The 13202-nt window shown below is 74.6% G+C and carries 12 protein-coding genes; 8 read left to right on the forward strand and 4 right to left on the reverse strand.

Translation table 11 applies throughout. From position 1 onward, the window contains the following. Positions 1–49: 49 nt before the first annotated feature. Positions 50–1024, reverse strand: coding sequence for a DMT family transporter (locus J3R08_RS28890; RefSeq protein WP_051611342.1), 975 nt, complete (start codon positions 1022–1024; stop codon positions 50–52). 90 nt (positions 1025–1114) lie between these two features. Between J3R08_RS28890 and J3R08_RS28895 the strand changes: the two genes are divergently transcribed. Continuing rightward, positions 1115–1423 carry a helix-turn-helix transcriptional regulator gene (locus J3R08_RS28895; protein WP_043327981.1) on the forward strand — a complete coding sequence of 103 codons (309 nt, stop codon included), beginning with the start codon at positions 1115–1117 and terminating at the stop codon, positions 1421–1423. 43 nt (positions 1424–1466) lie between these two features. Continuing rightward, entirely contained in the window at positions 1467–2096 is a 630-nt protein-coding gene (locus J3R08_RS28900) for a DUF4232 domain-containing protein (RefSeq protein WP_064446732.1), read from the forward strand. Positions 2097–2151: 55 nt separating this feature from the next. On the opposite strand, the gene J3R08_RS28905 is transcribed toward J3R08_RS28900, so the two are convergent. The 3 genes from J3R08_RS28905 to J3R08_RS28915 form a co-directional block, all read right to left on the reverse strand. Then, positions 2152–2601, reverse strand: coding sequence for a DoxX family protein (locus tag J3R08_RS28905; protein WP_064446733.1), 450 nt, complete (start codon positions 2599–2601; stop codon positions 2152–2154). A 150-nt stretch (positions 2602–2751) separates the two neighbouring features. Beyond that, positions 2752–3660 carry an ABC transporter permease gene (locus J3R08_RS28910; RefSeq protein ID WP_043327978.1) on the reverse strand — a complete coding sequence of 303 codons (909 nt, stop codon included), beginning with the start codon at positions 3658–3660 and terminating at the stop codon, positions 2752–2754. Continuing rightward, complete coding sequence (locus tag J3R08_RS28915) at positions 3660–6524, reverse strand: alpha/beta fold hydrolase (protein WP_064446734.1); 2865 nt, start codon at positions 6522–6524, stop codon at positions 3660–3662. Before J3R08_RS28915 ends, J3R08_RS28910 begins: the two co-directional genes overlap by 1 nt. Before the next feature lie 374 nt (positions 6525–6898). Here J3R08_RS28915 and J3R08_RS28920 point away from each other — a divergent pair, with 374 nt between their 5' ends. The 6 genes from J3R08_RS28920 to J3R08_RS28945 are packed head-to-tail and all read left to right on the forward strand — an operon-like array spanning position 6899 to position 13179. Continuing rightward, positions 6899–8080, forward strand: coding sequence for a hypothetical protein (locus J3R08_RS28920; RefSeq protein WP_064446735.1), 1182 nt, complete (start codon positions 6899–6901; stop codon positions 8078–8080). Further along, complete coding sequence (locus J3R08_RS28925) at positions 8067–10961, forward strand: nitrate- and nitrite sensing domain-containing protein (protein ID WP_064446853.1); 2895 nt, start codon at positions 8067–8069, stop codon at positions 10959–10961. Before J3R08_RS28920 ends, J3R08_RS28925 begins: the two co-directional genes overlap by 14 nt. Then, a complete protein-coding gene (locus tag J3R08_RS28930) occupies positions 10958–11422 on the forward strand; it encodes a roadblock/LC7 domain-containing protein (protein ID WP_043327977.1) in 465 nt (154 codons plus the stop codon). The genes J3R08_RS28925 and J3R08_RS28930 overlap by 4 nt, the downstream gene beginning before the upstream one ends. Continuing rightward, positions 11419–11868: a DUF742 domain-containing protein gene (locus J3R08_RS28935; RefSeq protein ID WP_043327976.1), complete on the forward strand. Its 450-nt coding sequence runs from the start codon at positions 11419–11421 to the stop codon at positions 11866–11868. Before J3R08_RS28930 ends, J3R08_RS28935 begins: the two co-directional genes overlap by 4 nt. Next, positions 11846–12640 (forward strand): ATP/GTP-binding protein, encoded by a 795-nt coding sequence (locus J3R08_RS28940; protein WP_176722823.1) that lies wholly within the window; start codon positions 11846–11848, stop codon positions 12638–12640. Before J3R08_RS28935 ends, J3R08_RS28940 begins: the two co-directional genes overlap by 23 nt. 47 nt (positions 12641–12687) lie before the next feature. After that, entirely contained in the window at positions 12688–13179 is a 492-nt protein-coding gene (locus J3R08_RS28945; protein WP_043330885.1) for a hypothetical protein, read from the forward strand. Positions 13180–13202 lie beyond the last annotated feature (23 nt).

Raw genomic sequence — 13202 nt, forward strand, 5'->3', positions numbered from 1 at the left:
TGCGCTGCTCACGGCCGCGCCACCCCGGGATCCCACGCTGTGGGCCGGCTCAGCGTCCGACCACCGCGGCCGGCTCCACCACGGCGGGCCGGTCCACCACCGCGAGCGGCTCCGGCGCCGTCGTGGTCACGGCTGCCGGGCGGGTACGGGTGACCAGGTTCGCGGCCACCAGGGCGGCGATGGTCAGCCCGGCGCCCACCAGCTCGATCGCGACCGGCCGGTACCCGCGCAGGATCTGCACCGCGAACGTGACCACCGGCACCAGGTTCATGAACAGCGCGGCGTCGGCCGGGCCGAGTCGCCGTACACCGGTGTTCCAGGCCAGCACCGCGAGGACGGCGGCGATCAGCACCGCGTACGCCAGTTGGGGGGCGACCGCGACGAGGTCGGCGGCGGCCGGCGCGTGCTGGAGCCCGGTGAGGTCGGCGACGGCGCTGGCGGCGAGCATGGCGAGCATGCCCGTGACGGCGGTCAGCGTGGTGTAGCGCAGCGCCGACCATTCGGGGAACCGGCTCGCGCCGTGCGTGTAGAAGGCCCAGCCGATCACCGCGCCCAGCATGAGCAGCCCGCCGACGCCGAACTGTCCGAGCCCGTCCAGCCGGCCGCGGGTGATCACCAGGCCGACGCCGACCAGGGCCACCAGTGCCAGTCCGAGCAGCGCCGGGCGGGGGCGTACGCCGTCGCGCGCCCAGCGGACCAGCTGGGTGATCAGCGGCACGGTGGCGCCGAACAGCGCGATCTGCTGCGGGGTGGCATGGCCGAGGGCGAGGTTCGTCAGCGTGTTGAAGCCGGCGAAGCCGAGTGCGCCGAGCAGCCACACCTCGGCCGCGCGCCCGCGCGTGGCGAGTGCGGCCAGCCCTTCGCGGGCCAGCAGCAGGGCGACCAGCACAGCGGTGGCGAGGACGTACCGGGCGGTGGTCAGGTTGAGGGCGTCCACCCGGGTCAGCGCGCTCGCCAGCACGGGGAACATGACGCCCCAGCTGAGCACTGCGAAGATCGGGAAGGCGGCGGAACGGAAGCGCATCCCAGCTCCTATGTTCGAGTATCGTCGAACCAAACGCCACGACTCTAGGAGCTTGTTCGACGATTGTCGAACATGGGTTATCGTAGTCACATGGAGCTGCACGAACCCGAGCTGCGCGACGTCCCGGTCACCGCCGTGCTGGCGGCGCTGGCCGACGACGTGCGGCTGCAGATCGTGCGCGCGCTCGCGCCGGGCGGGGAGCACGCCTGCGGCTCGTTCGAGTTCGGCGTCTCCAAGGCCACCCGCAGCCACCACCTGAAGGTGCTGCGCGAGGCGGGGCTGACCCGCACCCGCATCGCGGGCACCACCCGGTACGTGCGGCTGCGCCGCGACGAGCTGGACCGCCTCTACCCGGGCCTGCTCGACGCCGTCCTCACCGCGCCCGCCCGGCCGCAATGATCAGCCTCCCCCGCCACTCCCGGCGGGATGACATGATCGCCTGATGCGGAAGGCGACTGCCCGGATCGGGCTCCTCGCCGGCGCGGCACTGCTCGCCGGCTGCACCCCGGCACCGGCCCCGGTCGACGGGCCGCCGTCGGCACCACCCCGGCCCGGCGCCGAGCCCGCCGCCACGTGCTCCCCGGAGGGCATCCGGATCACCGGGCTCGGGGTGAGCGCGGCGATGGGGCTGCGGGCGATGGGCCTGGACCTGGTCAACTGCGGCGACCGCCCGTACGAGCTGCGTGGCTATCCGGCGGTCGCGCTCCGGGACGCCGACGGGGACGCGATAACGGTACGGATCATCCCGGGCGCCGCGCCGATCACCGCCGGCTTCGACCACCCGCCCACCCGGATCGTGCTGGCGCCGGGCGAACGGGCCGGCGCGGCGCTGATCTGGCGCAACCTCGTCACCGACCCGACCGTGGTGGCCACCGCGGGCGCCGAACTCGACGTCGCCCCGTCGACCGGCCGGCCGGCGAACCCGGTCGAGCTGGACGGGCCGATCGACCTCGGGAACACCGGCCGGCTCGGCGTCAGCGCCTGGAAGCGCCGCGACGCCGACCCGGCGACGCAGACGCCCCCGCGCTCCGATCCACCGGCCCCCTCGACCTCGCCGGTCAACCCGCTCTGACTCAGATCGCGGCACGGAAGCGCCCTCCCGTACCGCGATCTCGCCGGGCGGCGGATCAGACCGGAACCGAGGCGGGCGACGCGGTGGCGGGCTCGGCCGGGGCGGCGCGGCGGCGGGCGAGCAGCGCGTCCAGCGCCCAGCTGCCCGGGCCGAGCACGGCGACCAGCAGGAACGACCAGCAGAAGAGCGCCGCCAGTTCGCCGCCGTTCTGCAGCGGCAGCAGGTTCTGCGGCTGGTGCACAGTGAAGTACGCGTACGCCATCGAGCCGGAGGCGAGCAGCGCGGCCGGACGGGTGAGCAGGCCGACGAGGACCAGCACGCCGCAGACGAGCTGGATCAGCGCCGCCCACCAACCGGGCCAGGTGGCGAACGGGACGGCCTCGCCGGAGCCTCGGTTACCGCCGAGGACGCCGAATATCGACGCCGCGCCGTGGCATAGGAACAGCAGCCCCACAACAGCGCGGAACAGGGACAGGACAGGGCCGCTGAGCTGGGTCGGAATCATGTGTGACCTCCTGGGGCGGGTGTTTGACCGCTCCAGGATGGCGATTGCACGTATCGATGTTAATCAATTTCTTTGCAGGCGGGACAATTGCATGGGAACGCTCCCATGATATGGGCGGACGCGCCAATGCGGGTACCCCCGACAGTCACCTCAGCTGGTGACGTCCTTGCGGGTGAAACGCCAGAAGGCCAGGCTCCAGAACAACGTGGCGTAGACGATTGCCGAGAACGCGCCCTTGACCACGTCGTCGGTCTGCATCGGCGTGGACAGCAGCCCCAGCCAGGCGCTGCTGTAGTGGGTGGGCAGCAGGTTCCGCAGCCCGCCCAGCGCGGTGATCTGATCCAGGATGCTGGACAGGATCCAGAGCAGCACCGCGCCACCGACCGCGCCGAGCGCGGCATCGGTGGTCACCGACAGCAGGAACGCCAGCCCGGCCACCACCAGCAGCACCACCGCCAGGTACCCGAGCACCCCGAGCAGCCGCAGCAAGCCGTCGGCCGGGGCCAGCTCGGCCGAGACCTGGCTGCTCAACGGCTTCCAGCCGTACCGCAGCGTGCCGACCAGCAGCGCGGTGCCCGCGAGCAACAGCAGCGCCAGCCCGGAGTACGCGAGCGCGACGACCAGCTTCACCGCGAGCAGCCGGGCCCGGGGCACCGGCACCGCCAGCAGGTAGCGCAGGCTGCCCCAGCTCGCCTCGCTGGCCACCGTGTCGCCGCAGAACAACGCCACCACCACGACCAGCAGGAACGACGCGGAGACCAGGATCGAGAACAGGGTGAAATTGAGCCCGCCCGAGGTGGCCAGGTCGGCCAGGCTGGAGAACTCGCCCCGCCCGCCGCGGTCGTCGTCCCCGGAGTCGAACTGGAACGCCACCAGGATGATCAGCGGCAGCAGCACCATGAACCCCAGCGCGAGCTGGGTACGCCGGCGCGACGCCTGCCGCCGGAACTCCGCGGCGAACGGAAGCGTGGCCGAGGGCCGGTAACCGGCCGCCGCACCGCCCGCGCCGGGCCCGGACGTGCCGCCACCAGGCGACGATGCCACAGACGAACCCGCCATCACCGGTCCCCGCTTCCCCGAGAGTTCTCGCCGACCAGGGCGAGGAACGCGTCCTCCAGGCGGCGCCGGGGCACCACCCGGTCCACTCCGATACCGGCCCGGACCAGCTCGGCCACCACCTCGCTGCGCGCGGTGCCGTTGGTGTCGACCACCAGCGCGCCCTCGGCGTCGGGCAGCACCCGTACGCCGTCGAGCCGGTCGAGCACCGTACGCGCCGCGTCCGGGTCGCTCACCTCGAACAGCACGCTCGGCGACTCGCCGACGATCTCCTCGACCGGACCCGAGGCGACGATCCGGCCCTTGTTCACCACCACGGCGTGCGTGCAGGTCTGCTCCACCTCGGCCAGCAGGTGGCTGGAGACCAGCACCGCCCGGCCGTCGGTGGCGTAGCGCTGGAGCACCCGGCGCATCTCGGCGATCTGCGGCGGGTCCAGCCCGTCCGTCGGCTCGTCCAGCACCAGCAGCTCGGGCAGGCCGAGCATGGCCTGGGCGATGGCCAGCCGCTGCCGCATGCCGTGGCTGTACTTCCTCGTCCGCCGGTGCACCGAGTCGCCCAGGCCGGCGATCTCCAGCGCCTCGTCGAAGTGCGCGTCCTCCCACGGCCGCCCGGTCGCCCGCCAGTACGCCTTGAGGTTGTCCAGGCCGGACAGGTGCGGCAGGAAGCCCGGCCCCTCGACCAGCGCGCCGATCCGGGACAGCACCGGCGAGCCGGGCACCAGCCGGTGCCCGAAGACGTAGATCTCCCCGGCGGTGGGCTGGGTCAGCCCCATCAGCACCCGCAGCGTGGTGGTCTTGCCCGCGCCGTTGGGGCCGAGCAGGCCGACCACCTGCCCGGGGTGCACCTCGAAGTCGACGTCGGAGACCGCGACGAAGCCGTCCGCGTACTCCTTGCGCAGGTTGCGCACGGCGAGCGGGACGCCCGCGTACTCCGGGTGCACGGAGTTGTCCTGGCGGCGGTGCCGGCGGCGGGTGAGCAGCACGACCACGACGAGCCCGAGCACGATTGCGGCGAGCAGCCCGGCCAGCGCCCAGCGCCACACCACTGCCGTGGTGGGGATGGGCGTGGCCTCGACGGTGGGCAGCGTCAGCGGCCCGTCGGCCAGCGCCACCGTGTGGACGGCCGGCTCGGCCGGCGAGGCGTACGCCTGGTCCGACGTCGCCACCACGAGCCGCAGCCGGTGCCCGGCCTCGACCCGCCGGACGATCCCCGGCAGCGTGACGGTGACCGGCGTGGCCGCGTCGACGGAGCTGGGCAGGCCGGTCAGGCGCACCGGCGCGACCAGGCCGGACGGCAGCGTGGCCGCCCCCTGCGGGTCGACGTCGTAGAGCTTCACGAACAGCACCGCCTCGCCGGTCGGGGAGGCGGCCCGGATCCGCACGGTGGGCGCGCCCACCACGTCGACCGGCTCGTCCAGCGGCGCGGACTCGAAGCGGGCGTGCTGGCCGGGGATGTCACCGGCCACGCCGTCCAGCAGCGAGCCGAGCGCGCCGGCGAACGGCACCGAGGAGATCGCCGCCGGGTTGCCGTTGGGCGGTACGGCGACCGGCTGGGGCGGACCGGCGAGCGTGACCTCGCGGCGGTCCTCCCCGGCCAGGCCCGGATAGTCGGCGGTACGGAAGCCGGTGGCGACCAGGCCCCGGTCGAGCGCGTCGAACCCGGCGATGCGGGAGAACGTGAACGTGTCGCCGGGCGCCGCCCCGTCCCCCTTGACGTAGTGGTCGAGCCACTGCGCGGTCAGGAACTTCACCCGGTCGGAGTCGGAGGTGGGTCCGGAGCCGCCGTCGTGGCCGCCGGTGAACCAGGCGACCCGCACCGGCGTGCCGGCGGCGGCGATGCCCCGGGCGTTGGCGTCCGCCTCGGCCAGCGGGAAGAGCGTGTCCGCCTCGCCCTGGACCAGCAGCGTCGGGGACTTGATCCGGTCCAGCACGCCGGCCGGCGACGACCGGCGCAGCAGCTCGACCGCCGCCGCGTCGGCCCGGCCCGTGGTCGCGATACGCAGGTACGCGGCGCAGACGTCGGCGGCGAAGCGCCCGCAGGACGGGTCGGCGGCGCCGGCCGGCGCACGACCGGAGCCGGTACCGGGACCGGCGCCCGGCTGCGGACTCGGCGGTCCGGCCGACTCGGGCGCGCCCTCCGGCGCGGCGGCGGTGGCCCCGGAGAGCCCGGCCGGACCGGAGCCGGCGTTCCCGCCGCCACCGAAGAAGATCCCCGCCCAGCCCTTCTTGAACACGCCGTCGGTGGGCTGCCGGCCGGTGCTCTCCGGCAGGAACGCGCGGGACAGGTCGTTCCAGGTGATCATCGGGACGATCGCGTCGACCCGCTGGTCCTGCGCGGCCAGCAGCAGGGCCAGGCCGCCGCCGTAGGAGCCGCCGACCACGCCGACGCGGGGGTCGCCCGGCGAGTCGAGGCGGATGTCCGGCCGGGCCGCGAGCCGGTCGAGCAGGCGCTGGGCGTCCCGCACCTCGTAGTCGGGGCTGTCCAGGTGGATCTGGCCGCCGCTGCGCCCGAAGCCGCGGGCGGTCCAGGTGAGCACCGCGTACCCCCGGGCGGCCAGGTCCTCGGCGTCGGAGCGGACCGAGTCCTTGGTGCCACCGAACCCGTGCGCCAGCAGCACCGCCGGCACGCGGTTCGCTTCCGACGCGCGATCCGGCAGGTAGAGCGTGGTGTCCAGCTCGACCGGCTCGTCACCGGAGGGCCCGGAGCGGACCGTCACCAGCGCCGACTCGGTGCGGAAGTCCGGGCTCTGCGGCCGGGCCACCCAGACGAGCGCGGCGGCGACGAGGACTACCACCGCCACGACGGCGACGATCCGGCGTGGGCGTCCGGCCAGGGCGCGCCGGATCCGCGCGACTGGTGATCTCATGCGGCACACGGTACGGGCCGATCGCTGTGCATTCGCTGAGATCCGCCGTACGTCCGTCCGGTTGCGCCGTTCGTCGTTCGCCCACCGTCGTCCGCCAAAGGTCCAGAGCATCCCAGCGGCACATGTTCGGATCATGTGAATTCACATCTACACGCGCAAACCATCGTCGATGTCACTTCTCGGCAACATGATCGGACGCTGAGTGACGTCGAAGCTCACTCAGCGTCGCCCAGAATGGACTGACGTGAAGCCGACTCATCGGCCGAGGTTGCACAGACGTCCGGTTCGGCTACTTTTCCGGTCCGGTGCACGGGACTGCGTACGGCGACCTCCCGGGGCACCGAACGCCCCGCCGTCGCCGGAGGAGACACACCATGACAGTCCCCGCGCCGCGGGTCCGTCGGCGGCCCGCCGTACCGGGCCGCGCGCTTCCCCTGCTGCTGGTGCTGGCGCTGCTCGTACCGCTCGGGTTCATCTTCGCCCAGTCCGAGAGCAGCGCCGCGGACGACCACGACCTGGCGAGCCGGGAACGGCTCGGTGTGCGCTACCTGCGCGCCCTCGGCCCGATCACCGACGCGCTGGTGGAGGCCCAGGCGATAGCGGTCGCCGAGGGAGCCGTCTCCCGGGGCGCGCTCACCGCCGCGATCGAGGGCGTCGCCGAGGTGGACAGCGCCGTCGGCGACGAGTTGCGCACCCACGAGCGCTGGGCCGGGCTGCGGGCGAAGCTCGAGTCGCTGCCGGACCGCGGGCTCGGCGACCCCGAGGCGGCCTTCCGGGCCTACGGCGAGGCGTCCGACCTGCTCCTGGCCCTCTACCGCAAGGTGCGGGAGAGCTCCGGGCTGATCCGCGACCCGCGCTCGGACTCGTTCTTCCTCCAGGACGGCATCGGCGGTGACCTGCCCACCGCGACCGTGCTGGCCGGGCGGCTCGTCGACCTGGCCCGGCTGGCGGCCAAGCGCCCCGCCGCCGAGCGCGCGCGGACCGGCGCGGAACTGGCCGAGCTGCGCGTCGCCGCGCTCGGCCCGGCCACCGACCTCGTCGCCGACCTGCGCTCCGCCGTCGACAGCTCGGAGAGCACCGACCTGGGCGCCAACGTGCTCACCCCGCTGGACACCTACCAGCGCTCGCTGGAGACGTTCTCGGTGTACTCGGCGCCCGGCGGCGGGCGGTCCGCGCCGAGCACCGACCAGCTCACCCAGGCCGGCATCACCGCGCAGAACGCCGCCAAGCAGCTCCGGACGGTCATCCTCGACCAGCTCGACGCGCTGCTGAAGGAACGGCTGGACGCGATCGACCGGGACCGCCTGCTGGGCCGGGCCGCGGCCGGCACCGCTGTCGCGCTGCTCGCCGGGATCGCCGCGCTGCACCTCGCCGCGCTACGGCGGGCGCGGGCGGCCGGCCCTCCCCCGGCGCGCCGCACGCCGGCCGAGGCCGGACCGCCACCGGCGGTCCACGGGGACCCGCCGATCACCGTGTCCGAGGGTGACCGCCAGCCGGTCGCCGTCGGCCGGGGCGGCGACGCCGACCGGTGGAGGCCGTTCGATGCTGCTCGCTAGGTTACGGATCCGGGGCAAGCTCGCCCTGCTGGTGATCATCCCGCTGCTCAGCATGGTCGGGCTGGCCGTTCCGGTGGTCATCGACCGGGTGGCCGCCGCGCAGCGGGCCGCCGACACCGCCGAGACGGTCCGCATCGCCAGCCGGGTCGGCAGCCTGGTCCAGGATCTCCAGCAGGAACGCCTGCTCTCGGTCGGGCTGCTGCTCGGACGGGTGTCCCGCACCGAGCTGATCCAGAAGTCGGCCACCGTCGACGACCGGGTCGCCGATCTGCGCGCCGAGACGCTGCCGGCGACGGTCCGCGAGAGCCTCGACGGGGTACGCAAGCTGGACGACGTCCGCACCGCCACGCTCGCCGGCCGGGCCAGGCCGGACCAGATCCTGACCGCGTTCAGCGAGGTCGACACCGCCCTGATCGACGCGCTGCGACTGCCGTACCAGGTGGACACGGACACCGCCGCCGGGCGGCAGGTGCTCGCCCTGGACGCGTTGCTGCGCGTCGACGAGGCGCTCAGCTCCTGCACCACCCAGATCGTGCTGGTCAAGGCGACCGGCGACCCGCGGATGTCGCGGTCGTTCGTGGCGTGCATGGCGGCGCTCAACGTCGACAACCGGCGCTTCCGCCGGCTGATCACGCCGGAGCAGCTCAAGGTGGCCGAGCTGGACGACGCGGCGGTGGCCGCGCGGACCAGCCCGACGTTCCTGGTGGACAGCCTCCGGGACCCCGACGCGGCGATCGCGCCGGTCTCGCTGGACGTGCTCTTCCCCGCGTCCCGGTCGATGATCACGCTGGGCCAGTTCGTCGAGAAGAAGGTCGTCGCGGACGTCATCGCGGAGACCCGCGCCCGGGAGCGGGAGGCTCTGACCGCGGCCTGGCTGGTCACCGTGGCGGCGGGCGTCATCCTGCTGGTCGTGGTGCTGCTGAGCATGACGGTGGCCCGTACCGTCGCCCGCCCGCTGAGCCGGCTCACCCGCTCCGCCGAGCGGGTCGCCCGGGTCGCCGAGGCGGAGCTGACCCGGGTCGCCGACGACGAGTCCGAGAGCGTGCCCCCGGTACGCCTCGACCCGGTGGAGGTGAGCGCCCGGGACGAGATCGGTGAGCTGGCCCGCGCGTTCGACCGGGTGCAGCACACCGCCGCCCGGCTGGTCGAGCGGCAGGTGGCCGGACGCCGCAACGTGGCGCAGATGTTCGGCCACGTCGGACGGCGTACCCAGAACCTGGTCGGCCGCCAGATCGCGCTCATCGACCGGCTGGAGCGGCAGGAGACGGACCCGGGCCGGCTGGAGCACCTGTACCGGCTGGACCACATCTCCAGCCGTCTGCGCCGCAACGCGGGCAGCCTGGTGGTGCTCTCCGGCGCCACCGGCTCGGACGGCCACGTGGCGCCGGTCCCGCTGGCCGACGTGGTCCGGCTCGCGCTCGGCGAGATCGAGGACTACACCCGCGTCGACGTGGAGGTGCCGCCCGGCGTCGCGGCGGCGCCGGCGATCGTCGGCGACCTGGTGCTGACACTGGCCGAGCTGATGGAGAACGCCACCTCCTTCTCGGCGCCGCACACCCGCGTGGTGGTGACCGGCGAGCTGACCGACGGCGGCGCCCGGCTCGTGGTGGTCGACCACGGCATCGGCCTGACCGAGGAGCGGATGGCCGAGGAGAACGCGCGGTTCGACCGCCGGGAGCGGCTCGACCTCGCCCCGACCGAGGTGCTCGGCCTCTTCGTCGTCGGCCGGCTGGCCCGGCGGCACGGCTGGCACGTCCGGCTGACGCCGACCCCCGGGGGCGGAGTCACCGCCACCCTGGAGGTCCCGGCCGACTCGCTCGTGGTCCGCCGCCCCGAGCCGGTCTTCGCCACCGCCACGCTGGCCGCTGTGCCGCCCGGCGGGCACGAGCACGGGACGGCAGCGGTCGAACCGCCCGCCGGCTTCGACGCGGAGCTGCTGAGCCGGGCCACCCGCAGCATGTCCAGCGGCGACCCGTGGAACGCCTTCGGCAAGCGGGACGACGCTCCGGAGCCGGCCGAGGATCCGGGCCTGCCCACCGCCGGCGCGCCGCCCGCCTGGCCGCCGGCCGCAGGTGCGCCCGCCACCCGGCCGGCCGGGCCGGTGGCGCACCCCGGCCGTACCTCCCCGCCGACACCGGTCGTCGGCCCGGTCCCGGTCGCTCCCCCGGCCGCCGGGCCGACGACCGGCCCGACCCGCACCGCGCCGGCCGGCCCAGCCCTGACCCCACCGGCGGGTCCGGCCCTGACGCCGCCCGCCGGCCCGGCCCTCGCACCGGCCGCCGGGGCCGGCCTGGCCGTCGGGCCGTCGTCGCCACCGGCTGTCCGGCCGGCGCGCACGCCGACCGTCGGGTCCGCGCCCGTACCGACCGCCGGACCGGCGTCGGCCCCGCCGGTCGGTCCGGCCCGCACGGCGCCCCCCGCCGGTGGTCGCCCGTCGGTCCCGGCCGGGCCGGAACCGGTCGGCCCGCCCACCGGACGGCCCGGCACGCGGTCGCCGATCCGGCAGCGGGTGCCCGGCGCGAACCTCCCGGCCCCCGCGCCCACCACCCCGGCCGCCCCGGCGACCGGCGGGCCGCTGGTCGGCGTACCGGCCGATCCGGCCTCCGTCCGGGCCCTGGTCGAGGCGTTCCAGGACGGCGTACGCCGGGCCGAGGGCCACACCACCCTCGTCCCGCCCGCAACGGAGCGTCCCCGGCTGAGCCGGCGGGTGCCGGGCGCGAACCTGGCCGACACCCCGGTCCAGTCCACGCCCCCGGCCAGCTCCGACCCCGGCGACCCCGTCGAGGTCCGCAATCTCGTCAACGAATTCGAGGCGGGCGTCGCCCGCGCTCTGCGCGAAGTCAGCCCAGACCGTCATTACGAAGAGGACCCATCACGGTGACCAGCCCCTTCTTGCACGACAACATCGAACAGAGCGCCGCCGGCGACCTCAGCCCCGAGGCGCGCACCTTCAACTGGCTGCTCGACTCGTTCACCTCCAGCACCGCCGGGGTGATGGAGGCGATCGCGGTCTCCTCGGACGGGCTGCTGATGGCCATGTCCGCCATCAAGGACCGGTCCAACGCGGAACGGCTCGCCGCCGTGGTCTCCGGCATGACCAGCCTCGCCGGAGGCGCCGCGAGCTGGTACGCGCTGGGCGCGCTCAACCGGGTGATCGTCGACATGGCCGAGGGTTACCTGCTGATCAGCGCGATCAGCAGTGGTTCGGTCCTCGGCGTCGTCGCCGACCGGACGGCCAACCTGGGCACCGTGGCGTACGAGATGACGCTCTTCGCCGGCCGGGCCGGCGGCGCCCTGAGTCCCCGCCTGATCGCCGAGCTGAAGAACGCCGTTCAGCAATGATCCCGGGGGCCGCCGGCGCGGACCCGGAGCCGGAACCCGGCATCCGGGTCCGCCCCTTCCTGCACGCGTCCGTTCCGGTTCCGGAGCCGGACGCGGGCGACGGGGAGCCGACCGGCCCGCGCCCGTTCGTGCTGACCGCCGGACGAGTGGACGGCGACCCGGCGATCGGTCTGGAGACCCAGGTCACCGCTCGTCCGGGCAGCACCTCGTGGGCGGTGACGGCCCGGCTGTCCCCGGAACTGGCGGCGATCGTCGCGATCTGCGCCGAGCCCGTCTCGGTGGCGGAGATCTCCGCCCGGACCCGGATGCACTTCGGTGTGACCCGGGTACTCGTCGGCGACCTCCGCGCCGCCGGCCATCTCGACGTGCACGTCGCGGACGGCGACGACGCCCTCGATCCCGACATCATCCTGCGAGTGATTGATGGACTTCGTGCGATCTCCTGAATGGCCGGCGGCGGCCCTGGGCGGGCCGTCCGCGAACAGCGCCCCGAGCCGCTACGGCGGACCGGCCCCGCTGATCGGCCGCGCCACACCGCCACCGCCCACCCCGCCGCTGCCGTACCTGCCGCCCGGGGTGCCGCCCCAGGAACCGGCCCCGATCGTGAGCCGGGTCCCGGCGCCCCGCCCGCCGATCCCGGTCAAGATCCTGATCGCCGGCGGGTTCGGGGTCGGCAAGACCACCACGGTCGGGGCGATCTCGGAGATCGCGCCGCTGACCACCGAGGCCGAGATGACCACCGTCGGGATCGGCATCGACGACCCGGGCGGCGTCGCCGGGAAGACCACCACGACCGTCGCCATGGACTTCGGCTGCGTCACCATCGACCGCAGCCTCAAGCTCTACCTCTTCGGTACGCCCGGTCAGGCGCGGTTCGGTTTCATGTGGGACGACCTGGCCCGGGGGGCGCTCGGCGCGCTCGTGGTGGTGGACAGCGCCCGCCTCGACGACTGCTATCCGGCCATCGACTTCTTCGAACGTTCCGGGCTGCCGTTCGCCGTCGGCGTCAACGCCTTCGACGGGCGGCTGGCCCTCGACCTGCCGTCGATCCGCTGGGCGCTGGCGATCGCGGAGCACGTGCCGCTCGTGCAGTTCGACGCCCGGGACCGGCTCTCCGTCCGGGACGCCCTGCTGGTCGTCCTGGACCGGGCGCTGGACCGGGCGACCCGTTCGGGGCGGCGCGGCGACGGGCCCGCCCCGCAGCCACGGGCGGGCTGAACACCGACAGTCGTTTCGATCCGTTGTCTGGCGAAGGGGTGGACGCCATGAGAGGTGATCTGGACGAGACACTGGCCCGGATGGCGCGGCGCGAGGAGGCGATGCGCCGCCGGGCGCCCGGCGAACCGGCCGGCGGGACCGACCAGGACGTGGTCCCGGAGGAACTGCCGGCCGAGCCGGGCAACGGGCGGGCGGGCCACGGCGCGTACCGGCTGCGGGGCGGCGCGGCGCCGGCGCGGCGTGACCCGGTCGAGGAGGTCGCCGACGCGGTCCGGCGGGTCGTGGCCGACCACCCCGGGGTCGCCGTCACGCTGCGGGTGGAAGTGGGCGACCAGGCGTACCCGCTGCGGGTCTCCTGGTCGGGCCCCGCGGTCACGGTGGGCCCGGCCTCGGCGCCGACGCCCCCGCCGGCGTGGCCCATGTCGGTGAAGACGGTGCCCGCCCCCGGGCAGGACTCGGTCGAGTCGGACCCGGCGGCCCGGCTGGCGGAGATGATCCGGCGGGATCCCTCGCTGCTGGACGGCCCGGACCCGCGCTGAGGCGGCACCTCGTGGTCACGGCG

The organism is Micromonospora sp. HB375 (assembly GCF_017872985.1).
GTDB classification, from domain to species: domain Bacteria; phylum Actinomycetota; class Actinomycetes; order Mycobacteriales; family Micromonosporaceae; genus Micromonospora; species Micromonospora chalcea.

Excerpts from the sequence above, each read along its gene's own strand:
- J3R08_RS28905 (WP_064446733.1), bottom strand. The coding sequence starts at position 2,601 with ATGATTCCGACCCAGCTCAGCGGCCCTGTCCTGTCCCTGTTCCGCGCT.
- J3R08_RS28895 (WP_043327981.1), top strand. The coding sequence starts at position 1,115 with ATGGAGCTGCACGAACCCGAGCTGCGCGACGTCCCGGTCACCGCCGTG.
- J3R08_RS28900 (WP_064446732.1), top strand. The coding sequence starts at position 1,467 with ATGCGGAAGGCGACTGCCCGGATCGGGCTCCTCGCCGGCGCGGCACTG.
- J3R08_RS28910 (WP_043327978.1), bottom strand. The coding sequence starts at position 3,660 with ATGGCGGGTTCGTCTGTGGCATCGTCGCCTGGTGGCGGCACGTCCGGG.
- J3R08_RS28920 (WP_064446735.1), top strand. The coding sequence starts at position 6,899 with ATGACAGTCCCCGCGCCGCGGGTCCGTCGGCGGCCCGCCGTACCGGGC.
- J3R08_RS28890 (WP_051611342.1), bottom strand. The coding sequence starts at position 1,024 with ATGCGCTTCCGTTCCGCCGCCTTCCCGATCTTCGCAGTGCTCAGCTGG.
- J3R08_RS28915 (WP_064446734.1), bottom strand. The coding sequence starts at position 6,524 with ATGAGATCACCAGTCGCGCGGATCCGGCGCGCCCTGGCCGGACGCCCA.
- J3R08_RS28925 (WP_064446853.1), top strand. The coding sequence starts at position 8,067 with ATGCTGCTCGCTAGGTTACGGATCCGGGGCAAGCTCGCCCTGCTGGTG.
- J3R08_RS28945 (WP_043330885.1), top strand. The coding sequence starts at position 12,688 with ATGAGAGGTGATCTGGACGAGACACTGGCCCGGATGGCGCGGCGCGAG.
- J3R08_RS28940 (WP_176722823.1), top strand. The coding sequence starts at position 11,846 with ATGGACTTCGTGCGATCTCCTGAATGGCCGGCGGCGGCCCTGGGCGGG.
- J3R08_RS28935 (WP_043327976.1), top strand. The coding sequence starts at position 11,419 with ATGATCCCGGGGGCCGCCGGCGCGGACCCGGAGCCGGAACCCGGCATC.